We start from the raw sequence: 23,638 nt of genomic DNA on the forward strand, positions 1-23,638 counted from the left end.
CAGCATCACAAAAGGAGTGAAAATAAAATGAGGCAAGCCGTATTCCGGACCCCGCAAACCATTCTTTACGGAAAACAAGCTTTTGAAAAAATCGGTGAAGAGGCGGCCCGAAGAGGAAAAAAAGCTTTAATTGTCACAGATAAAATCATGGCCGGGCTTGGAAACGCGGATGCGTGCCAGCGCATTTTGCAGGAAGCCGGTGTGAAAAGCGCCGTATATACAGGTGTCCATTCAGAACCGGTTGACCACTATGTCTCTGAAGCGCTCGCCCTTTTTCAACAGGAAAGTTGCGACCTGCTGGTTTCTCTCGGGGGCGGCAGTTGCATTGACACAGCCAAGGCCGTTGCCGTTGTCGCAACGAACGGTGGTTATATCGGCGATTACATGGGCGGAAGGAAAATAGCAGAAAAGCCGCCTGTCCCGCATATTGCGGTTCCGACAACGGCCGGAACGGGGTCAGAAGCGACAGACGCCACGATCATTACGAATACTGCCAATGATGTCAAAATGATGATCAAGCAGCCTGCTTTTATGCCGGCTGTCGCGATTGTGGACCCTGTTTTGTCAAAGTCTTCCCCGAAATCGGTTACAGCGGCAACCGGTGTAGATGCCTTAAGCCATGCGATTGAAGCGTATATTTCAAGAAGGGCCCATCCGTTAACCGATACGCTTGCCCTGTCCGCTATGCGGCTTATCATCCCGAACTTAAAAAGTGCCTACGAAGATGGGGAAAATATGGAAGCGCGCGACGCCATGTCGCTCGGTTCTTTGCAAGCGGGGATGGCATTTTCCAACGCTTCTGTCTGCCTTGTGCACGGAATGAGCCGGCCGATCGGCGCACTCTTCCACGTCCCGCACGGCGTATCGAATGCCATGCTGTTGCCTGCCGTGCTCGAATTCAGCAAATCCGCCTGTTTGGAAAGGCTCGCGGATATCGGGAAAATTTTTTCACCGGAAGAGAAAGACCTGTCCGGCAAAGAAGCGGCTGATCTTGCCGTCCGTGCCGTCAAACAGCTGTGCCTTGATTTAAATATCCCGAATTTAAGAGGCTGGGGCATTCCACAGCAACCGTTTGAAAGCGCCATCAACAAAATGGCTTCTGATGCCCTTGCCAGCGGCAGCCCGCAAAACAATCCAAGGGTTCCTTCGCAAAAGGAAATAGAAGATTTATATCTTGTTTGCTATGATTACCAGTTTTCCGGGGAAGTGCAGGCCCGGGGATAGAGCAGCCGGCCTTTTCAAATTCCAATGCTGCATGCCGGGCCATTTTTTAGGCTGGCCGGTTCTGGAAGTTTGCAGCGACTGATTTTTAATCTTCGGCTGGTACCGCGTTAAATGGGCGCCTATCCTGAAAAATTGCGGCCGCTGATTTGCGGACGGCGTGCTTATCCGGAAAATTTACAACGGGAAAAAGCGGCATGAGCGCTCACTCTGAAAATTTTTTCGGTATAAAATGGCCGGATCATTGCTACGCTGTACCCTGTTTTGTCAAAAATCAACCATCGTGCAAACTGGGGCAAAACTTAAATACAAATTTACAGCTGACTTACCTTTGCAGCCTGTGCCCCATCATTGAAAACATATTGCATTTCATTTCTAAAAAGGAGCTGTTGATGTTGGAAACAACGACGAAAAATATTTTAAAAAACTATGTGGGCGGCAAATGGATTGAGCCGCAAACAACCCGTTACCAGGCTGTCCCGAATCCTGCGACAGGGGATCTGCTTGCAGAAGTGCCGCTCTCCGTTGCACTTGATGTCGATGAAGCGGTAGAAGCAGCAAAAGAGGCTTTCAAAACATGGAGTACAACGCCCGTTCCGAAACGTGCGCGTATCTTGTTCAAATTCCAGCAGCTGCTTGTGGACCATTGGGATGAACTCGCCAAAATGATTACCGAGGAAAATGGAAAAAGCTATACGGAAGCTTACGGGGAAGTGCAGCGCGGCATTGAATGTGTGGAGTTTGCCGCAGGTGCCCCTTCACTCATGATGGGAAAACAGCTGCCGGATATTGCAACCAATATGGAATCCGGCATGTACCGCTACCCGGTCGGTGTTGTTGGCGGCATTACACCGTTCAATTTTCCGATGATGGTGCCGTGCTGGATGTTTCCACTGGCCATTGCGATGGGGAATACATTTGTCCTGAAACCGTCGGAACGCACACCGCTCCTTGCCAACCGGCTTGCAGAATTGTTCCGGGAAGCAGGCCTGCCGGATGGCGTGCTCAATATCGTCCATGGTGCACATGATGTTGTCAACCGTCTATTGGAACATGAAGACGTGCCTGCAATCTCCTTTGTCGGGTCAAAACCAGTGGCTGAATATGTGTATAAAACCGCGGCAGCCAACGGAAAACGGGTGCAGGCATTAGCAGGCGCCAAAAACCATACGATCGTAATGCCGGATGCCGATCTGGACGCCGCGGTAAAAGAAGTAATCGGCGCTGCTTTCGGGTCAGCCGGCGAACGGTGCATGGCCTGCTCGGTTGTGGTCGCTGTCGGAAACACAGCCGAGCCGCTTTTGCAAAAACTGAAGCAGAAAGCGGATGAAATCCAAATTGGCAACGGCCTCGATGAAGGCGTGTTCCTCGGACCGGTCATCAGAAAGGACCATAAAGAACGTACGGAAAAATATATCGAAACCGGAATAGCAGAAGGCGCCGTTTTGGTAAGGGACGGCAGAAAAGATGCGGCTGCGCGCGGTGATGGCTATTTCCTCGGGCCGACCATTTTTGACAAAGTTACCCCGGATATGCGCATTTGGAAAGATGAAATTTTTGCGCCGGTCCTCTCCGTTGTGCGCGCGGAAAGCCTGAAAGAAGCGATTGAAGTGGCAAACCGATCTGAGTTTGGCAACGGCGCCTGTCTGTTTACAAAAGACGGCAGCAATGTCCGCTACTTCAGGGAAAATATCCAGGCCGGCATGCTTGGCGTTAATATTGGCGTGCCTGCGCCCATGGCCTTTTTCCCGTTCTCCGGCTGGAAAAATTCCTTCTTCGGCGACCTTCACGCAAACGGCACAGACGGCGTCGAATTCTACACCCGCCGGAAAATGCTGACAGCAAGGTGGTAAATCAAGGAGCTGCCCAGCGTGGCGGCTTCTGCTCTCTTTTTTGCAGTCCGGTTGTCCGAATGAGTTGAAAAACCCGGGCAGATCCTCGGACGCTTTTGCAACAATACTTTGGGGTAATGCTTGCAATTAAAAGCTGATTCAACTGTGGCAGCTGCATTTTATTATGATTATGGAAACAGGTTTGCTGGCAAACCGGATGCGTTCATAAATGTAACCGTTTTCTCAAATTCAAAAATGGGGGATGGAGATGGACTTTTTCGTCATTTTATTATCGCTGGGCCTATTAATATTTGTTGCATACAGGGGATACTCGGTGATCCTGTTTGCCCCTTTGTGCGCGCTGCTCGCAGTACTATTGACGGCGCCGGAGTATGTGCTCCCGTTCTTTTCAAATGTGTTTATGGAAAAGATGGTCAGCTTTATTAAATCTTATTTTGCTGTCTTCCTTTTGGGTGCCATTTTCGGCAAAGTGGTGGAAATGAGCGGGATTGCAGAATCTATTGCCAAAACGATCGTCCAGCTCATCGGCGCAAAACGGGCGATGCTTGCCATCGTGCTGCTTGGGGCGATTCTGACCTACAGCGGTGTAAGCCTGTTTGTAGCCGTGTTTGCGATCTATCCGTTTGCCGCCCAAATGTTTCGGGAAGCGGATATTCCGAAACGGCTCATTCCCGGGACAATCGCTTTAGGAACCTTAACGTTTACGATGGATGCTTTGCCTGGCACGCCGCAAATCCAAAACGTGATCCCCACCACCTTCTTTAAAACAGACATTTATGCAGCACCGGTTCTCGGTCTGCTCGGCGGTGCATTCGTGCTGATATGCGGCCTATTGTACTTGGAATACAGGCGGAAAAAAGCAGAAAAATCCGGCGAGGGCTATTACGGTTTTTCTTCAGAAACGGCCGCGGCGCTTGAAGCCGAACAGGAACCAGCACCGGATCTTTCCGCAAGCCAATCGCTGGCCAGGCAGATTTTTGCTTTCGTCCCGCTCGTTCTTGTCGGTGTCATGAACAAAGTTTTTACCACCTATATCCCGAAATGGTACCCGGACGGATTCGATTTTTCCAAAATCGGCCTTGACGCTTTTGGCACGGTGGACATCAACGCAGTGGCTGCCATTTGGGCGGTGGAAATGGCGCTTGTCATGGGCATTTTGGCAACGGTTGCTTTTGACTGGAAAAGGGTAACGAAAAATATAAAAGAAGGATTGAATGCAAGTATCGGCGGATCTCTGCTCGCAACGATGAATACCGGAGCTGAATACGGGTTTGGCGGCGTTATTGCCTCGCTTCCCGGTTTTACAACAATCAGCCACGGTATTTCCCATACGTTTACAAATCCGCTTGTAAACGGCGCTGTAACAACAACCACGCTTGCCGGGGTGACCGGCTCGGCATCGGGCGGCATGGGGATTGCACTGAGCGCGATGGCGGATCAGTACAACAAAGCCATTGCCGCTGCCCATATTCCGCCTGAAGTCATGCACCGTGTTGTTGCCATGGCATCCGGCGGTATGGATACCCTTCCGCATAACGGTGCGGTCATTACGCTGCTTGCCGTTACAGGTTTGACGCACAAGCAGTCTTATCGTGATATTTTTGCCGTTACCATCATTAAAACCGTTTCTGTTTTCTTTGCCATTGCACTCTACACCATATTTGGCATCATTTGATCCGAATTACAGGGAGGAAAAAGGGATGGAAAAATGCCTTGAAGGAAAAACGGCACTTGTGACAGGGGCAGGAAGCGGCATCGGCCTTGCCATTGCGCGCGCTTTTAAAACAGAAGGCGCCAATGTCGTGATTTCCGATAAAAACGCCGAAGCAAGCCAGAAAGCAGCCGATGAATTGGGTGCTGTCTCTGCACCATGTGATGTCACGATAGAAAAGGACTTGAAGCAAGTGATCGAAACAACGGCAGGCACATTCGGCCGTCTGGATATTCTTGTTAACAACGCAGGGCTCCAGTACGTCTCGCCGATTGAAGCCTTTCCGACAGAGAAGTTTGAGCTGCTGATTAAAGTCATGCTGACAGCCCCTTTTATGGCCATCAAGCATGCTTTTCCCATCATGAAAAAACAGGGCGGCGGTACAATTTTAAACATGGCATCTGTTAACGGCCTGATCGGATTTGCCGGCAAAGCCGCCTACAACAGCGCCAAACACGGGGTGATCGGGTTGACGAAAGTAGCCGCTTTGGAAGGAGCGGAGCATGGCATTCGTGTCAACGCCATTTGCCCGGGCTATGTCGACACGCCGCTTGTCCGCAACCAGCTGAAAGACCTGGCAAAAACGCGGAAAGTGCCTTTTGAAAAAGTACTTGAGGAAGTGATTTATCCCCTTGTCCCGCAAAAACGGCTGCTTTCTGTCACAGAAATTGCTGATTATGCCGTTTTTTTGGCTAGCAATAAAGCAAAAGGCATTACCGGCCAGGCAGCCGTGCTGGACGGAGGGTATACGGCACAATAACCGGCGGAGCGGCAGAAACCGTGCCGTTTTCATCTGCAACAACTCGGAAACGACACGGCCGCAATTAGACGCCCATACCGGAGTAAGCAGCACCAGCAAAAAGACGAAAATCAGCTGATGTATATTTTCAGGATAGAAGACGGGATTTGATGAAAAAGCAAAATTATAAAATTTTATCTTGAAATTTCAAATGATTAATCCTATAATGAATTCAAAGTTCATTCCAAAAACGAGGAAAAGGAAAAGTACGGTTCACGAATTTTCACAGAGAGCTTCGGTTGCTGAAAAGAAGCAAAAGGACGAACCGGAAAAATGGCCTTGGAGTTCCGTGCTGAAAGCTTAACCGTAAGTAGGTTCCGGCGGGAAGAGCGCCCGTTAAAGCGCCGCAGTATAAGGAGATTGCAGGCTCCCGTACTGGCTAAGGCTGTTTATGTGAGTAAACAGTGAACCAGTGAACGAAGGTGGTACCGCGTGAATTCAAACCACGCCCTTATCGTATAGGGGCGTGGTTTTTTATTTTTCAAAATTCAAGGAGGAAATGATATGACAAAACCATTGGTACTTCAAACAGACTTCGGATTATGCGACGGTGCCGTAGCCGCGATGAACGGGGTAGCAGTCTCGGTTGACCCAGCGCTCCGAATCTTTAACTTGACCCATGAAATTCCACCCTACCATATTTGGGAAGCTTCTTACCGGCTGTACCAGACGATTTCCTACTGGCCGGCGGATACCGTGTTTGTGAGCGTGGTCGACCCCGGTGTCGGATCCGATCGGCGCAGCATTGCCGCCAAAACGGCAAACGGCCAGTACATCATCACACCGGATAACGGCACCCTGACCCACATTAAAGACACAATTGTGGCCGCCAGAGAAATTGACGAAACCACCAACCGGCTCCCGCATTCAGAAGAATCGTATACGTTTCACGGCCGTGATGTGTATGCCTACACCGGCGCGAAACTGGCTGCCGGGGTAATCCGTTTTGAAGAAATCGGGCCGGAAATTCCGGCTGACTCCATTATTGAACTGCCGAGAAAAGCACCGGAGCTTCAGGATGGCGTGATTACAGGCACGATCGATACGCTGGATGTCCGTTTCGGCAATTTATGGACCAATATTGATTCTTCCTTGTTCAGGCAATTGGACGTCAACTACGGCGATTCGTTCGAAGTCACGATTTTTAACGAATCCCGCCAGCATTATAAAAACATTATGACATTCGGCCATTCTTTTGCCGACAGCCATATTGGCGAACCGCTTTTGTACATCAATTCCCTGTACAAACTCGGCATCGCCATCAACCAGGGCTCTTTCGCAAAAGCCTACCATATCGATACCGGTATCAAATGGAACATTACCATCCGCAAAGCACCGAAAATTGTATATCAAAAATAGGGGGAACACGACATGCAATCAAACAGAAGATCGATCGTCACAATTGTTGCAATCGGGATTGGCGCTGCCGTTTTCATTATTTTGGGCAGGTTTGTTTCCATCCCGACCGGTATCCCGAATACAACCATTGAAACGTCTTATGCTTTTCTTGCCCTTATGTCGATTGTATACGGCCCGGTTGCAGGCGCCCTGATCGGTCTGATCGGACACGCCTTAAAGGATGCCATTTCCTACGGGTCTATCTGGTGGAGCTGGGTGATCGTTTCTACCCTTGTCGGCTTCTTATTCGGCCTTGTTTCGAAAAAAATAGACATCGAATCCGGCATTCTAGACGGCAAAAAGATTTTTCTGTTTAATATCGTACAAGTCATTGCCCAAGCAATCGGATGGTTTCTTGTTGCCCCTTTGCTCGACATCCTTATCTATGCGGAACCTGCCAATAAAGTATTTTTACAAGGCATTGTCGCGGGTGTGTCCAACATGGTGACAGTCGGGATTATCGGAACATTGCTGATTACTGCTTACTCGAAAACGAGAAGCAAAAGCGGTAGTCTCCGAAAAGAATGATAGAATACCGGGAGGAAAAGATGAAAAAGCCCGTCATTGAATTCCAGAATTATACGTTTCAATACAGAAGTCAGGCCACCCCTACCCTGCACGATATCAATTTAACAATTTATGAAGGAGAAAGCGTACTAATCCTCGGCCAGTCCGGTTCTGGGAAAAGCACACTCGGCCACTGCATCAACGGCCTCATTCCTTTTTCATATAAAGGCGAAGTATCCGGAAGTTTAAAGATAAACGGAAAAGAAACAAAAGTTATGGACATTTTCTCCATATCCAAATTAGTCGGGACAGTGCTACAGGATCCGGACGGACAGTTCATTGGCTTAACCGTCGGCGAGGACATCGCTTTTGCCCTGGAAAATGAGGGCCTTGCGCTTCGTGATATGCATGATGCCGTTGATAAAGCAGCACGGACAGTCGGTATTGAAAACAAGCTTTCAGCACGTGTACATGAATTATCAGGAGGCCAAAAGCAGAAAGTGTCTCTTGCTGGTGTAATGGTGGACAATACAGGAATTCTTTTGTTTGATGAACCGCTCGCAAATCTCGACCCGAGAACCGGAAAGCAAGCCATTCAGCTTATTTCGGACATCCGACAAAAAGCAAACGTGACCGTCATAATCATTGAACACCGGCTTGAGGATGTGCTAGCTGAAAAAATAGACCGAGTCATTGTGATGGATGAAGGCAACATGATCAGCGATTGTACGCCGGATGAATTGCTTTCTTCTTCCGTGCTGGAAACGTGTCATATCCGGGAGCCGCTTTATGTCAAAGCTGCAAAATATGCCGGCTGCCACATCACACCTGAGATGCATCCGGCCCACCTGGATACATTTCAACTCGGCCGGTGCAAAGACGCCCTTTTAAACTGGTATAAACATGCTAAAAAGCCGGTTGCCCGCATCGAAACAGAGCCGGTGCTTGAAATCCATCATTTGTCTTTTTCGTATAAACCCGGGCAGCCTGTGCTCAAAAACCTTTCTTTCACCATCCAAAAAGGGGAAATGGTAAGCATTGTCGGGAAAAATGGTGCAGGAAAATCAACATTGTCACGTCTGATCTGCGGCTTTGAACAACCTTCTTCCGGAAAAATTTTTTACAAAGGGAAGGACATCACAAACGACACCATTAAAGAACGGTCGCTTCGGATTGGCATGGTCATGCAAAACCCGAACCAGATGATCTCAAAACATATGATTTTCGATGAAATTGCGCTTGGTCTGGCCAACCGGGGAATTGCCCCGGAAGAGATCAAAAAACGCACAGAAAATGCCATGCGGCTTTGCGGTCTTTACCCTTTTCGGAATTGGCCTGTTTCCGCGCTCAGCTTCGGACAGAAAAAAAGGGTGACCATTGCTTCTATTCTCGTACTGGAACCGGATATTTTGATTCTCGATGAACCAACTGCCGGCCAGGATTATATGCATTACCATGAAATCATGGAGTTTTTGGTGGAACTGAACAAAAAAGGCATCACAATTCTCTTCATCACCCATGACATGCACCTCATGCTGGAGTATACGCCGCGCGCCATTGTACTTGCAGACGGAGAAAAAATTGCCGACGGTTCGGCTGCCGGAATTTTAACTCATCCTGATATAATCCGACGTGCCAATTTAAAAGAGACATCCCTCTATGCGCTTGCAAACCGGCTACATTTGAACCCGGAAAGTTTCACGGAACGCTTTATCACGTACGAAAGGGGGCTACAGACAAATGGCAACCGAAATGCTGTCTTATATCGAGCGGAAATCCCCCGTCCATGAATTGACTGGTGCGACAAAATTGATTCTCTTTTTGATGTGGTCTTTTGCTGCCATGCTTACCTATGATACACGTGTGCTTCTTTTCCTTTTTCTTTTAAGCCTTGTTATTTTTTACATTTCACGCATCAAGATCCGGGAAGTATTATTTATTTTGCTTTTTATCTTGGCTTTTCTGCTTTTGAATAACATTGCGATTTATATTTTTTCGCCAGGACAGGGTGTAAAAATTTACGGGACAAGCCATGTGCTGTTCTCGATTGCCGGCCGGTACAATATCACGTGGGAACAGCTTTTTTACCAGTTTAACATTACACTCAAATATTTCACGGTCATTCCAGCCGCACTTCTGTTTATTGTAACGACGCATCCAAGCGAGTTTGCTGCATCGCTCAATAAAATCGGGATCAGCTACCGGATTTCATTTGCGGTTGCCCTAGCGCTCCGCTATATTCCCGATATTCAGCGGGACTTTCACAATATCGCCCTTTCCCAGCAGGCAAGAGGCTTAGATATGTCGCGCAAAGAAAAGCTGCCGAAACGGATAAAAAACGCGGCAACCATCCTGATTCCGCTCATCTTGTCGAGCCTTGATAAAATCGAAACCATCAGCAACGCGATGGAACTACGCGGCTTCGGAAAAAATAAAAAACGCACCTGGTACAGTGCACGCCCTTTTCAGTTAAAGGACTATGCAACAATGGCTGTCTTTTTGGCCATCTTGGTTGCTTCACTGCTTGTCACCTTTCACAACGGCAGCCGCTTTTATAACCCGTTTCTTAAGTTATCTTAATTAAGGCTTGGTTTAGGGTTCTTTTTAGGAGGAACACCCATACCGCAATGAATGCATCCGTAAAAAATGAAAATCACTCCCCCTATTTTCAGAATGGGCGTCCACGTCGCGCTTGCGAAATGGGCGTCCCCTTTTTAAAAAATGTCTTTTCCATCCCGAAATCTTTTCACAATGCGGTTAAGATGCTTGGCTTCCGATGCCAGCTGTGTTGCATTCTGAGCGATCGAATTTACGCCTTCCACCTGAATTTCCATGCTGGCGTTCGTTTCAGCCACTGTTTTGGTGAAATCTTCCGTAATCGTTTTTATTTCTTTTATCATTTCCTGAAGCTTTTCCCCCTCCTCCGTGATGTTTTGAACAGACTTGCGATTATGGATGACCATGTCTTGTGTCCGGACGGCGCTCTTTGTTAATTGCATAATGGTCTCACCGGTTTGCGAAACAATCTCCATTCCCTTATCGATCGCCTTTACATTATGTTCAACCTGCGCAACAGCTGCTTCTAAATCTTCCCTTGTTTTTTTCATAGAGGACATGATATGTTCGAATACATTTGTCCCTTCCGCCAGTTTTCTCACCTCATTGGCGACAATCGCAAAACCGTTTCCGACCTCGCCAGCCCGTGCCGCTTCAATCGAGGCATTAAGTGCCAGCATATTCGTTTGCTTGGAAATTTCCGTAATGGCCGACACCTTTTCCATGACCGTTTTCGCTTCTTCGGCTACCAAACGGATATTAGACGCTGTATTTGAAGCCTCATCCTGAATCGCCTTCATTTGGTTTTTCGCCAATTGTACAGCCTGTTCTCCCTTACTTGCATCCCTCAGTGCTTCATCCGCCCCGGCAACAGCATTCTCCGCTTCTTCCTGCATTTCCCATACCTTTTCCATCATCTTTTCCACCATCTCATTCGCATTTCCAACCGAGTTGCCCTGAATCTCAGCGCCGCTCCGAAAAGTTTGGACGGCTGCAGAGATTTGTTCAAAAGCTGCGGAAATGTGCTGCAATTCCATTTCTTGTTCCTTGCTTATCTGTTCCACTGTTTCGCTTCCATTTTTAAAGTCACGGATCATTGCCCGGATCCCTAAAATGATTTTATTTATTTCATAGCCGATTTGATGGAACTCATTGCGCAGCCCTACTGTCTTCACCATTGCGCTCAAGTCCCCCGATGAAATTTTTCTTGTAACCGCATACCAATGTCGCAGCTGATGAGTGATGATCAAATAGGCGACCAAACTAAGCACAAGACTGACGAAAAGGGTAATGCTGAACACACTGCCTGTTTCCACCAGGTCTTGATGAAAAAAATAGGCGGCCAATGATGCTGCTACACTCGACACCACCGCTATCCCCCCAAAAAGGAGACCGATAAACGGCTGATGAACAAGCCTGCCCATCCGCAAATTAAAGCGCTTTCCATTTGGGCCAGTCAAAAGCGGGCACGAGGCATCAATGAGCACTTCCCCCGTATCTCTTGGGTACATCTGTAATAGGCCAGTATTGGTACTGGCAGCAGCCAGCCCCACTTTGTCATTAAAAATGGTTCCTTCCCAGAGGCGGTTCGTATGGATATAACCCACACCGTTTTCATCCACAATCACAAAGTATTCATCCCGCGCAAGTTCCTGATCAAGCAGGGAACGAATGGAATCGGCCTGTTCTTCAATGGACTTTTGCGAATCCCAAACCTGCCTTACCTTTTCAGCCACCCTTTCAACTTTAGCCAGTGCTTTTTTTGCTGCAGTCGTATGTAGTAGTTTGCTCATCCTCTTCCCCCTGGTTCCACCGCGATAGATTTGTTTTTTAAAATGGGTATCCCCTTGCAAACCGGAATCCGTAAAGATATCCATAGGACAATGTACCCATCATCAATCTGCAATTTATGAACAGGTTGTTTTTCCAAAAAACGATGTCCCATAAGTAACAGATCCAATGTCTGAGACTATATATCTATTATATCAATCCTTTGCGGAAATTTGTAGAATCATGCAAAATTTGTGTGAATAGGGAGCGGAAGCAAGTGGAGCTTTGCTCGGGAAGCACTGTGATACCCATTATTACGAAGGGCTTGGTAATGGCTCTTTCTCCGTTAGAACCAGGCGGGGTACAAAGTTTTTGCTGCTTTTTCTATCAGATATTTGCATTCTTGCTGACTCACTCCCATTCTGCGTAGCCTATTCAAATTTGCATCCTTTTCTGCAATGGCTGAAAAAGCGATTCTGTTTTTACCGAAAGCCAAAAAAGGAAGGCTTCCCATTTTGTGAGAAGCCTTCCCTTTCAAAGTGCAGTGTCTGTCTTTTGCACCCCTTCTTTTTTATATGCGATAAAGTAGAGCATGCTGACAAACACAACTGCGCCTGCCGCATTCCCGAGGAAAACGGCAATGATATTTTTCAAAAATAACATCCATGAAAGATGCCCCGCAAAAATAGCGGCCGGAATAATGAACATATTGGCAACGACGTGCTGGAACCCAATCAGCACAAAAGCCATGATCGGAAACCAGATGCCGAGGATTTTGCCTGCAAACGTTTTGGCGCCGTAGCAAAGCCAGACTGCCATGCTGACAAGCCAGTTACAACCGATCCCGGAGACAAATGCCTGCCAAAAAGGTGCGCTTGTCTTCATTTCTGCCGTGTGAACTGTTTTCGCCAAAAAATCCCCCTCTGTCAGGCCGATAAAATGCCCGAAAAAGTAGGCCACAAACAGCGCACCGATCAGGTTAAAAATGGTGATCCACAACCAGTTCCAGATAAGCTGCAAGATGTTAATCTTTTTGTCAAAACAGGCCATGCTGACGGCCATCATATTGCCGGTGACAAGCTCGCCGCCCCCAACCAAAATCAAGATCAGGCCGGTCGGGAACACTGCGGCACCCATAAATGTGTCAAAACTGCCCCAGCTCGCTGGCATCGTGCCGGTCACCCGGATATAAGCCAAATAACCGATTGCAATAAAAGCCCCGCCCAAAAAACCAAGCACCACCATCGACAAAAACGAGCTGTTCGCTTTCGCTATTCCTTTTTCAATTGCTACATCCGCAATTTCTTTCGGACTTAAGTCCATCATACCCACCTCTCATTTCTTATATGATAGAGAATAAAAACATTCCTGCTGCTGCTCACCGTACCAGCATCAACGCAAATTCGCAAAATAGATCATTCGAAATCAGGCTATATTTAAGTGCCAGCGTGTTTCTTCCCGCTACACCCGTATTTTTCCCGGGATGTCCGGCGGGTATTGCTATCTTTTAGGATGTATAAGCAAAATTTTTTTATCCAGTTTTCTTTGCATGATATTTTTTGAAGCTTCCATGATGGAAAAATTTCTAATTTATAATATATCCAAACTTTCAATGAAGTCAAATGCACTTTGGCGCTTCTGTACATTTTGCAAAATACCTTTCCCCACTTCGGCGCATGCTTAAACAGACAAGCAGGAAACTTTTTGTTTCCTTTTAAAAAATTCAGATATTATGTATATTAAAAGTTGTGCCCTTTAGGAAGCTATTCCTCTTATGGCGGAAACCACGCGTATTTTAATCCATAAAGCGATTCCCACACGGATGGCATGGCAGACAGGTTTTTTCATTCTTTCAAATGGGAATAAAAATGTCGAAAGAAAATGGGTATGAACCCGTGTTGTCCGTTCATACTCATGATTAGAAGGCTGTACAGATTCGAACTATACAGCCAAGCGCATCATTGGCTGCCTTGAGGCTCGGACTCCGGGCAGCTTTACTTTTTCATTAACGCATGCACTGATTAAAGTCTTCTTTTTTTAAAGTAATATACTCATCACAAAGATCCTTCATATAACCCGCTTTTTGTTGATCTACGACACCGGCAACCACATTTTTCCCCAAACTTCTGGCCATTTTAATGGCTGCTTCGTAATCCGTATCAGCACTGAATAAAATTGCCTCATCATAACCGTTATTAAAAGCAAGTGACACCAAATCTACCGCTATATTTACATCTGTTCCTTTTTCTGTAAAAATTGGCTTGCCTAGCGCATTTATTCCCACAACACTTAAATAACCCAGTTTCGCGATACATTTTGGAACCTTTTTGTTTAAATGATCAATAAATAATTTCGTTGCTGCCGCTTTTTCTTTATCCAAACTTCCGACTGCTGTGTAATAATAAATGCGCTGAAGGATCCCATCTCTCCGGGCAGCCACGTATTCTGCCAACTTTAAATAGTCCAGCCTCTGCTGAGACCCGTACAAGGCAGTAAGAGCCGCTTCGAAATTATTGCCATCAATAAAGACCATCACTCTCTTCACATTTGGTTTCCCCCTTTGACATACTAAAGGCGCCAGCTTCGATGCTGACGCCTTTTCTGATTCTCTTGTACTTAGCTCCGATTGCTAAGCACCTCACAACACTGAAAGACACCGTCTCCGACTGACGGTCTTATTATATCCCTTTTTGGTTAAGTTCCCGAGCTTCTTAACCTTTTCGAGGTAAATATATCACCATCCTGGGGAAGCTGTCAACAGCAAAATATTCTTCCATATACGCTGGTTCCGAAAATCTACATAAATCTATATAATCATACAGATGATCTAGATATTCGGATGATTCGCTCTTGAAAACAGGTCTTAGTTGAGCCAGTGAAACAGCTGTACACACAACTGCTCTATGCCATCACCGTTTCTTCCCACAACCGTAATTTTGGAAAACAGTTAGGCCCTCGCCTACCCTAGAGTAAAATGTAACCAGTGGTGACATTTGTAATAGGAGAAGGCCTGTTTTTTGATTAGAATTTTATTTTCTAAAACCCGTGGTGCTAGATAAACTTGATCAAGCATAAAAATAGCCCTTGCCTGGCGGATCTCCTGTAGAATGAAAGTGCAACCTACCATTCGAAAGGAGAATCCCCATGCAAGAGCACTTTCATTTTACTACAGATCGGACCAAGATTCAAAAGCAATATGCCGCCATTTTCTTTTTTGTCTCTGCCCAACTGTCATCGATTCAGATGTACCTGCAGCGCCGCAACCGCCATTTGGTCAAACAGGAAGACGCCGTGGTCATCGCGATTCATATTTTAGGAAAGTTGCTCGGTTTTACATCCGAACGGGCATGGCATCGCTTTGTCACTGGAAATTTGTTCACAAACGGCTCGTTTCTCGAACGTTCCCGGTACAACCGCCGTTGTCGAGCGCTGCGCTTCGCCATCAAATGGATCCGCCATAAGCTGGCGAAACGCGGCCAACATCATGCCTATGCCGTCGTCGATAGCTTGCCGTTAGAGTTGTGCCATGCTGCGAGAATGCATCGCGTCAAACGGTTTCAAGAGATCGCAGACATCGGGTATTGCGCTTCAAAAAAGCAATGGTACTATGGGTTGAAGCTGCACCTTCAAGTGACCGATCAAGGGTTGCCCATGGGCTATGTGGTGACGGAAGCATCCTGCCATGATCGTATCGCCGCTGAAAGCGTGATGACTCAAATTCCTCATCCCTATAACTTCGGGGACAAAGGATTCATTAGCCGTGAGTTGCAAAAAAGGCTGTACGAAGAATACCAAATGGCGCTTTGGACTCCGTCTCGAAAAAACCAGAAACATTGCTCGTCCGAGGCATGGGAGAAATGGATCCAACAAAAACGCAAAGTGATCGAGACGGTGTTCTCGGTTCTGGTTGACCAATACCGGATCACAGAGATTCGAGCGAATTCCATGATCGGATTTGAAGTAGCGCTCGACGGCATATTGTTAGCCTATTCGCTGGTCACACTAGGGCTAGTTGAGTTCTAACGCTCAACTAGCACCACGGGTTTTCTAAATTATAATAACAATCTATTGATTTTGTCAATCATTTTCATTGCAATTTTATATATTTTTCTTAGCTGTTTCATCCTCTTTCCGTCTTGCCAACTGCTTGAAACACAAGCCACTCCCAAATCCATCTTTATATATAATCCCCGCCGGATTCAACGGGCAAACAGGTCTTGCATAGCGGTTCCGGCACTGTGCGCAGCCGCAATCTTTTTTAATGTTTCTCCGAGTGACAGGATCTCCTCTTTTGTTGTATGGCGCCCAAAGGAAATTCTGAAAAACTGATCCATTGCTTCCTCCGCGTATCCCATTGCTTCAACTGCTTTGCTCCCGCCTTCATGATGTTCCTGGCAGGCGCTCCCGGTTGAAATCGCGAATCCCGCTTTGTTACACTCCAATAAAACAAGCTGCCCCTGAACGCCTGTAATCATACAGCCGACGATGGAAGGAAGCTGCATCGCCCGTTCCCCTTCTATAAAAACAACCGCCCCGCCGGTTGCCTCTTTTAATGCAGTCCGGTATTCCCAGTCCCGCTCACTTTCTATCAAAATTTCCTCGACAGCGGCAGCAAATCCGGCAATGCCGGGCACATTCACCGTCCCGCCGCGGAACCCCTTTTCATGGGATAAATGCGGAAAAACAGGCGCCATGACACAAGAGGGGTGAATGTACACTGCTCCGACCCCTTTTGGCCCGTGAATTTTGTGTGAAGAGAGGGTGATGCTGTCGACGTAAGGGATCATGCGCGCTACATCGGCCTTGCCAAATGACTGCACACAATCGGAATGAAGCAGGATCCCCCGCCTTCTTACCATCCGGGAAATTTCCTCAATAGGCTGGATGGTGCCGATTTCCTGGTTAATATGCTGAACCGAAACGAGCACCGTGTCCGGCCGGATCGCCGCTTCAAGCTTCTTAACATCCACCGTCCCTTTTTCTGTAAACGGGAGCCTTGTCACTTCAAATCCCAGCCTTTCCAAAAACCCGAGCGCCGAATGGACGGACGCATGCTCCGCCATCGACGAAATGATATGTTTTCCCCTTCCGGAAGCTCCCATTGCAAGCGAAACAATCGCCAATAAATTCCCCTCCGTCCCGCCTGAAGTAAAATACAGCCCTTCAGCCGGTATGCCGAGATAGCTGCTGATCAAGTCCCGCGATTTTTCAAGAACCGCCCGCGCATCCGTCCCGATGTCATGCAGGCTTTCACTGTTTCCGTAAAAAGATTCGGCCGCTTCCATAAACGTCTCCCGTGCCCGTTCACTCATTTTTGTCGTTGCCGCATAATCAAAATAAAACATAGCTAGCCTCCTAAAAAGTACTTGTATTCAGTTTAATTTTGTGCAAAGATAGGTGTCAAGACAGATGTAAAGTAGGGAGACCGATGACAGAAAAAATATGTATCTTGGGAAGCGGGATTGCCGCCTTACAGTTGGCCGTGCACTTGGACAGCCGCTACGAAGTGACGATCATCACAAAGGCGCAGGTAAAAACGAGCAATTCCTACAAAGCACAAGGCGGGATCGCAGCCGTCCTCTCGCCGGAAGACCGTTTTGAATTGCATGTGAAAGACACGATCCGGGCGGGCTGCCGGCACCATGATGAAAAAGAAGTGGAAAAATTGGTGAAAGAGGGTGCGGCTGTAGCGGAAGCACTCATAAAAAGCGGGCTTCCCGTAGACAGGCGGCCGGACGGCGGGCTTGATTTAGGGCTTGAAGGCGCCCATACAGTGCACCGTATTCTCCATTGCGGCGGCGATGCAACCGGCAAATTTGTCATTCAACATCTTCTCGGGCAACTTGGAAAAAACGTCCGGATGATCGAACATGAGCTGGCGTTTGAACTAATCGTATCCGCAGAAACAGGACGCGTAACCGGTGTAAAAACAAAAACGGCCGCCGGTAAAATCCGCCGTTATTTTTCCGATCATACCGTAATCGCAACCGGCGGGCTAGGGAGCTTGTATCCTTTTACCTCGAACCACCCGGAAATCATCGGCGACGGGATTCAAATGGCATACCGGGCCGGCGCGGAACTTGCAGATATGGAGTTCGTCCAGTTTCACCCGACATTATTGTATGCGGAAGGCTGCGCGAAAGGCCTTGTGTCCGAAGCCGTCCGCGGAGAAGGTGCAGTACTCGTGGACGAAAACGGATCGCCTGTCATGGCGGGTGTCCACCCGTTAAAAGACCTGGCACCCAGGCATGTGGTCGCCCACCAAATTCATCAAACGATTCATAGCGGAAAGAAAGTTTTTCTGGACATCCGTAAAATCAAACACTTTGAAAAAAGGTTCCCGACCATTTCCCGGATTTGCCGGGAAAGCGGCATTGATATCCATTCCGGCCTGTTGCCTGTTGTCCCGGGCAGCCATTTCTTTATGGGCGGCATCGTAGTGGATACATATGGCAGAACAACGGTAAACGGGCTGTATGCCATCGGGGAAGCCGCGGCAAGCGGCGTACACGGTGCAAATCGGCTCGCCAGCAATTCGCTTTTGGAAGGGCTCGTATTTGGCAAACGGCTCGCAGCGTTTTTAAATGCATTGGAACCTGAAGCATCGGGCGGCGAAACAGCAGAAATCGCCCGCCCTCCTTTAAATCCGGAAATTGCCCGCCGGCTAGACACCGCAGCATTGAAGGAAAAAATGATGGAAAATGCCGGTGTGATCCGTACGGAAACCGGGTTGCGGCATCTTTTGCGGTGGCTCGAAGCACGCGGGGCTGATACGTTTTCCGCTTTTTCACTCGACCATCTTACAAAGGAAGAAATAGAAAAAGTCTTTATGTTTACCAACAGCTTTTTCATCACACAATCGGCGCTTTTCCGGAAAGAATCGCGTGGTGCCCATATCCGCGCCGATTACCCGGATGAAAGCAGCGACTGGCAGGGTATCCATCTCATTCATGCAAAAAACAAAGGCTTGATCGCAAGGAGGGGACTTTATGAACAAGCTCAAACTTCAATCCATGCTTAAAGATTTTTTCATGGAAGACATTGGGGAAGGCGATATCAATACGGAATATATTTTTTCGCCGGATCAGCCGGGCAAATTAACGTTCATTGCAAAGCAAAACGGGATTTTCTGTGGGAAAGATGTGATAGAAGAAGGTTTCCGTATCCTGGACAGTACGGTGAGACCCCGCATTTTCCCCCGGGACGGTGCCTGGATTGAAAAAGGTACGGTCATTGCAGAAATCCACGGGCCCATTGTAAGCCTCCTTTCCGGAGAGCGGGTAATCCTGAATCTCGTCCAGCGCATGTCGGGCATTGCAACAACAACAAACGCTGCAGTCCGTGAGACGAAAGGCACCCATGCAAAGATTTGCGATACAAGAAAGACAACCCCTGGCCTCCGGATGCTTGAAAAATCCGCCGTTAAAGCAGGCGGCGGATTCAACCACCGGCGCGGGCTGTACGACTGTGTCATGCTGAAAGACAACCATATCGCATTTGCCGGCAGCATCACAAAAGCCGTGGAAACAGTGAAAGCATCCATCGGGCATACCGTAAAAATTGAAGTCGAAATTGAAACAAAGGACCATCTGCTTGAGGCTGTCCGTGCCGGTGCCGACATCATCATGTTTGACAACCGCACACCGGAAGAAGTCTGCGAATGGCTGCCGCTCGTGCCGCCCCATATTGCGACGGAAGCATCAGGCGGCATCACAATGGAAAATATCCGGAGCTATGCTGAAACCGGCGTCGATTGGATCTCGCTCGGATTTTTGACCCATTCCTATCAAATACTTGATATCAGTGCAATCGTGGAAAATACGAAGGAGGTTGCTTTATGAGCCTGCTGAAAACGTTACAACTTACGGCTTTGCCGGAAAAATATCAGTCCCTTGCGCAAGAAGAAATGGAAAACCGGGTTTGGGACATCAAAAAAGAAATGGGCGCGAAACTTTTCCTCCCGTGCCACCACTACCAGCGTGAAGAAGTATACCAGTTTGCTGATGCAGCCGGTGATTCGCTGCAGCTCGCGCAAATTTCGGCAAAAAACCGCAATGCCAAATATATTGTGTTTTGCGGTGTACATTTTATGGCAGAAACGGCGGATATTTTAACATCAGCGGAACAAACTGTCATTCTCCCCGACATGCGCGCAGGCTGCTCGATGGCAGACATGGCCGACATCCACCAGACGGAACGGGCATGGGATATGTTGCAATCTTTGTTCGGGGATACGATGCTGCCCCTTACCTATGTCAACTCCACAGCAGCGATAAAAGCATTTGTCGGGCGCAACGGCGGGGCAACCGTTACCTCTTCAAATGCGAAAAAAATGGTCAAGTGGGCCTTCACCCAGAAAAAACGGGTTTTCTTTTTACCAGACCAGCATCTCGGCCGGAACACTGCATTTGATTTGGGCGTGGAACTCGCAGATATGGCAGTCTGGGACCCGATCCGGAACGAACTTATCTACGAAGGCGCGCTGGAAAATGTGAAAGTCATTTTATGGAAAGGGCACTGCTCCGTGCACGAGCACTTTACCATCAAAAATATCGAATTCGTGCGCGCGAAATATCCGGATATGCAAATCATTGTCCATCCGGAATGTGCGCATGAAGTGGTTGCCCTGTCAGATTTCAGCGGCTCCACAAAATACATCATTGATACGATTGAAAACGCGCCGGCCGGGAGCGCCTGGGCAATCGGCACTGAAATGAACCTGGTGCAGCGCCTGATCAAAAATCATCCGGATAAAAAGATTATTTCGTTAAATCCGGTCATGTGCCCGTGCCTGACCATGAACCGGATCGACCTGCCCCATCTTTTATGGTCACTGGAAAATATCATCGAGGGCAAAGAAACAAACGTGATCAAAGTAGAGGAAAACACAGCGCGGGATGCGGTTTTGGCGTTAGAGCGGATGTTAAAACTTTGATGATGCTGGTTTCGGATTGATGCATGCTTAGACTCAGGGGTCCAGAGAGCCCCTTTTTGTCTTTTTGGTGGTTTGCACGTGGGCGCTCCGCATCTTTTTCTTTTATGGCCTAGCTTTAACATGAACACCAGGTTACCTGCAGCATCCTTAATTCCCGTAAAGCTCTTCCGACTCCATCAAAAAATGATGGACAATAAAAGCCGCAGCCCCAACTGCTGTCGCATTCCGATGCAACTGCGACAAATAAATTCGATGGTTCTGCCGGACATATTTTGACACTCTGGATGCAATCGTACTTTGTATAGAATTTAAAATGGTCGGGTTTTCCTGAATTAAATTACTGCGAAGCACAATCGCCTCGGGGTTAAAGGTATTGATAATATTCGTAAGGCCGATTCCTAAAAAGTACCCCAGCTTATCCAATTCCCGTAGTGTTTCACCATCATTTTCCTTTACCCAATTCGTCACTTCTTCCAAAGTAATCCGGCGTTTGTTTTTTACTAAGCACAGTTGATCATAAAAAGCTTTTTCGGATGCATAAAGTTCCCAGCAACCTTTATTGCCGCAGCCGCACTGCCTGCCGTTAAAGTCAATCGACATATGCCCCATTTCACCGGAAAAGCCTTCTTTTCCGCGATACAGTTCATCATTAACAATGATACCAAGCCCAATACCAATGCCAATACTGACATATATGCCATTTTTGCATCCTTTCAAGATGCCAAACAATTTTTCGCCGTATGCCCCGGCATTTGCCTCATTGTCCACCAAAACAGGACAATCAAAATGGGTTTGCAGCAAGCCTTTTAAATCCACATCCCGCCAGCCGGAATTCGGTGTAAACAGCACATTCTGTTGCATATCGACAAATCCGTGAACGCCCGCGCCAATGCCAATAATACCGTACGGGGAAGACGACACTTTACTTGCAACAAGCCGGATTCTTTCAATAATTACCGGCTTTATCATCTCAAAAGAAGGATCTTCAATTTCACAGTAATCACTGTAAATCATGTTTCCGTCCAAATCAGTAAGCACTGTTAAAATATATGTCACACCAATATCCACGCCAATAGCATAACCGGCTTTTTCATTAAATACTAGCATAACCGGCTTTCTTCCACCGCTCGACAAGCCAGTGCCCACTTCTTTCACAAGCTTCTTTTCTATCAAAAACGATACCTGGGAAGAAATCGTTGCTTTATTTAATTTCGTAATTTTTGCTAATTTGGCACGGGAAATTTGCTCATGTTTCATCAACTCGTTCAAAATCACCCGCTGGTTTTGATTTTTAATAAAACTTTGGTCCGCTATGTGCATGTTGTAATATCTCTCCATTCGTAAAGGCACTAAACAAACATTATCGGTTTTTATCATTATATCAAAAATTTTTCTTAAAAATTGGTTGTTTTTTTTAAAAGACCGTGCTACTATGAACATGTACTTAGTTTAACCGTTAAACAAACAAAGTGCTATTTTTCTAGGGCCCTATGTATACGCTTGCAATGAATGATAGGAGGGGACAATGATGGCATATTTTCCAAATGTCAGCAAAATCACTTATTCTGGCAAACAATTGAAAAGCGGTCTTTCATTTAATCATTACAATCCGAAAGAACTCGTTGGTGGAAAAACGATGGAAGAACAGCTTCGATTCTCAGTCGCATTCTGGCACACCTTTACTGAAAGCGGTACCGATCCGTTTGGCGCAGGCTCCAAGATCCGCCCGTGGGATCGCTTCACAGGCATGGATCTTGCCAAAGCAAGAGTAGAAGCAGCATTTGAATTTTTTGAAAAACTAGGTAACCCTTATTTCTGCTTTCATGACCGCGATATTGCTCCTGAAGGCGATACATTAAGGGAAACAAATAAAAATCTGGACGTCATCGTTGCCATGATTAAAGATTATATGAAAACAAGCAAAGTAAAACTCTTATGGAATACAGCCAATATGTTCACAAATCCACGTTTTGTCCACGGTGCAGCTAGCTCGTGCAACGCAGATGTTTTCGCGTACGCAGCCGCCCAAGTGAAAAAAGGGCTTGAAGTCGGGAAAGAGCTGGGCGCTGAAAACTATGTATTTTGGGGCGGCCGGGAAGGCTATGAAACTTTGTTGAATACAGATTTGAAGCTAGAACAGGACAACCTAGCACGGTTCTTCCATATGGCCGTTGATTACGCGAAAGAAATCGGATTTGATGCCCAGTTCTTGCTTGAACCGAAACCGAAAGAACCGACAAAACATCAATATGATTTTGATGCTGCTACGACTATTGCATTCTTAAAAACTTACGATTTGGATCAACACTTCAAGCTGAATCTTGAAGCAAATCATGCCACTTTGGCCGGCCATACGTTTGAACATGAAATTCGGGTTGCACGTACCCACGGCTTGCTTGGCTCTTTGGATGCGAACCAGGGTGATCCGCTGCTCGGTTGGGACACAGATGAATTCCCGACAGATCTCTATTCCACCACACTTGCGATGTATGAAGTATTGAAAAACGGCGGCCTTGGCAGGGGCGGATTGAACTTTGATGCGAAAACACGCCGCGCCTCGTTCACAGATGAAGATCTGTTTTATGCCCATATTGCCGGTATGGACAGCTTTGCCCTTGGATTAAAAGTGGCGAACCGGCTGATTGAAGACCGGGTATTTGATGCCTTTATCGAAGAACGGTACAGCAGTTATAAAGAAGGCATCGGCGCCGATATCGTTTCCGGCAAAGCTGATTTTAAATCACTTGAAAACTATATTCTTGATAAAAAAGAAATTACAAATCAATCTGGCCGCCTGGAACAACTGAAAAACACGCTGAACCATTATATTGTGCAAGAAGCCTATCAAAGTGTAAATGCATAAAATTCCGAACCGGTCTGCCTGGATG

Annotated in this window: 18 protein-coding genes and 1 other annotated feature; of the genes, 13 read left to right on the forward strand and 5 right to left on the reverse strand. The window is 47.2% G+C overall.

Translation table 11 applies throughout. The annotated features are described in order from the left end of the window. The first annotated feature begins 27 nt into the window (after window positions 1-27). From P9687_RS08340 to P9687_RS08375, 8 genes are all read left to right on the forward strand, one after another. The gene (locus P9687_RS08340) at window positions 28-1,224 is read left to right on the forward strand and encodes an iron-containing alcohol dehydrogenase (protein ID WP_017551924.1); all 1,197 of its coding nucleotides are present in this window, start codon (window positions 28-30) and stop codon (window positions 1,222-1,224) included. Window positions 1,225-1,613: 389 nt separating this feature from the next. Continuing rightward, complete coding sequence (locus P9687_RS08345) at window positions 1,614-3,074, forward strand: CoA-acylating methylmalonate-semialdehyde dehydrogenase (RefSeq protein WP_429906497.1); 1,461 nt, start codon at window positions 1,614-1,616, stop codon at window positions 3,072-3,074. A 247-nt stretch (window positions 3,075-3,321) separates the two neighbouring features. Then, a complete protein-coding gene (locus P9687_RS08350; RefSeq protein ID WP_328228511.1) occupies window positions 3,322-4,749 on the forward strand; it encodes a GntP family permease in 1,428 nt (475 codons plus the stop codon). 25 nt (window positions 4,750-4,774) lie between these two features. Further along, the gene (locus P9687_RS08355; protein WP_328228510.1) at window positions 4,775-5,545 is read left to right on the forward strand and encodes a 3-hydroxybutyrate dehydrogenase; all 771 of its coding nucleotides are present in this window, start codon (window positions 4,775-4,777) and stop codon (window positions 5,543-5,545) included. A gap of 223 nt (window positions 5,546-5,768) precedes the next feature. After that, window positions 5,769-6,040, forward strand: a binding site (T-box leader). Between the two features lie 48 nt (window positions 6,041-6,088). After that, window positions 6,089-6,943 carry an SAM hydrolase/SAM-dependent halogenase family protein gene (locus tag P9687_RS08360; RefSeq protein ID WP_014096103.1) on the forward strand — a complete coding sequence of 285 codons (855 nt, stop codon included), beginning with the start codon at window positions 6,089-6,091 and terminating at the stop codon, window positions 6,941-6,943. Between the two features lie 12 nt (window positions 6,944-6,955). Further along, entirely contained in the window at window positions 6,956-7,510 is a 555-nt protein-coding gene (locus P9687_RS08365) for an ECF-type riboflavin transporter substrate-binding protein (RefSeq protein WP_328228509.1), read from the forward strand. Between the two features lie 20 nt (window positions 7,511-7,530). Continuing rightward, a complete protein-coding gene (locus tag P9687_RS08370) occupies window positions 7,531-9,279 on the forward strand; it encodes an ABC transporter ATP-binding protein (RefSeq protein WP_328228508.1) in 1,749 nt (582 codons plus the stop codon). Next, window positions 9,230-10,069: an energy-coupling factor transporter transmembrane component T family protein gene (locus P9687_RS08375; RefSeq protein WP_017551918.1), complete on the forward strand. Its 840-nt coding sequence runs from the start codon at window positions 9,230-9,232 to the stop codon at window positions 10,067-10,069. Before P9687_RS08370 ends, P9687_RS08375 begins: the two co-directional genes overlap by 50 nt. Before the next feature lie 134 nt (window positions 10,070-10,203). On the opposite strand, the gene P9687_RS08380 is transcribed toward P9687_RS08375, so the two are convergent. The 3 genes from P9687_RS08380 to P9687_RS08390 form a co-directional block, all read right to left on the reverse strand. Beyond that, window positions 10,204-11,838: a methyl-accepting chemotaxis protein gene (locus P9687_RS08380; RefSeq protein ID WP_328220625.1), complete on the reverse strand. Its 1,635-nt coding sequence runs from the start codon at window positions 11,836-11,838 to the stop codon at window positions 10,204-10,206. Between the two features lie 511 nt (window positions 11,839-12,349). After that, entirely contained in the window at window positions 12,350-13,138 is a 789-nt protein-coding gene (locus tag P9687_RS08385; RefSeq protein ID WP_014096109.1) for a formate/nitrite transporter family protein, read from the reverse strand. Window positions 13,139-13,820: 682 nt separating this feature from the next. Continuing rightward, the gene (locus P9687_RS08390) at window positions 13,821-14,360 is read right to left on the reverse strand and encodes an NYN domain-containing protein (protein WP_014096110.1); all 540 of its coding nucleotides are present in this window, start codon (window positions 14,358-14,360) and stop codon (window positions 13,821-13,823) included. 599 nt (window positions 14,361-14,959) lie between these two features. On the opposite strand from P9687_RS08390, the gene P9687_RS08395 reads away from it, so the two are divergent. Continuing rightward, complete coding sequence (locus P9687_RS08395; protein ID WP_035190233.1) at window positions 14,960-15,838, forward strand: IS982 family transposase; 879 nt, start codon at window positions 14,960-14,962, stop codon at window positions 15,836-15,838. Window positions 15,839-16,014: 176 nt separating this feature from the next. On the opposite strand, the gene P9687_RS08400 is transcribed toward P9687_RS08395, so the two are convergent. Then, window positions 16,015-17,160, reverse strand: coding sequence for an IscS subfamily cysteine desulfurase (locus P9687_RS08400; RefSeq protein ID WP_061577401.1), 1,146 nt, complete (start codon window positions 17,158-17,160; stop codon window positions 16,015-16,017). Between the two features lie 83 nt (window positions 17,161-17,243). On the opposite strand from P9687_RS08400, the gene nadB reads away from it, so the two are divergent. The 3 genes from nadB to nadA are packed head-to-tail and all read left to right on the forward strand — an operon-like array spanning window position 17,244 to window position 20,750. After that, window positions 17,244-18,836 carry an L-aspartate oxidase gene (nadB, locus tag P9687_RS08405; protein ID WP_061577400.1) on the forward strand — a complete coding sequence of 531 codons (1,593 nt, stop codon included), beginning with the start codon at window positions 17,244-17,246 and terminating at the stop codon, window positions 18,834-18,836. Then, the gene (gene nadC / locus P9687_RS08410; protein WP_014096113.1) at window positions 18,805-19,656 is read left to right on the forward strand and encodes a carboxylating nicotinate-nucleotide diphosphorylase; all 852 of its coding nucleotides are present in this window, start codon (window positions 18,805-18,807) and stop codon (window positions 19,654-19,656) included. The genes nadB and nadC overlap by 32 nt, the downstream gene beginning before the upstream one ends. After that, window positions 19,653-20,750, forward strand: coding sequence for a quinolinate synthase NadA (nadA, locus tag P9687_RS08415; protein WP_061565688.1), 1,098 nt, complete (start codon window positions 19,653-19,655; stop codon window positions 20,748-20,750). The genes nadC and nadA overlap by 4 nt, the downstream gene beginning before the upstream one ends. A gap of 147 nt (window positions 20,751-20,897) precedes the next feature. Here the strand turns inward: nadA and P9687_RS08420 are convergent, their stop codons facing one another. After that, window positions 20,898-22,070 carry an ROK family transcriptional regulator gene (locus tag P9687_RS08420; protein WP_014096115.1) on the reverse strand — a complete coding sequence of 391 codons (1,173 nt, stop codon included), beginning with the start codon at window positions 22,068-22,070 and terminating at the stop codon, window positions 20,898-20,900. A 208-nt stretch (window positions 22,071-22,278) separates the two neighbouring features. Here P9687_RS08420 and xylA point away from each other — a divergent pair, with 208 nt between their 5' ends. Then, complete coding sequence (gene xylA, locus P9687_RS08425; RefSeq protein WP_061565689.1) at window positions 22,279-23,613, forward strand: xylose isomerase; 1,335 nt, start codon at window positions 22,279-22,281, stop codon at window positions 23,611-23,613. The last annotated feature ends 25 nt before the right edge of the window (window positions 23,614-23,638 follow it).

The organism is Weizmannia sp. CD-2023, assembly GCF_036225245.1.
GTDB classification, from domain to species: domain Bacteria; phylum Bacillota; class Bacilli; order Bacillales; family Bacillaceae_C; genus Weizmannia; species Weizmannia faecalis.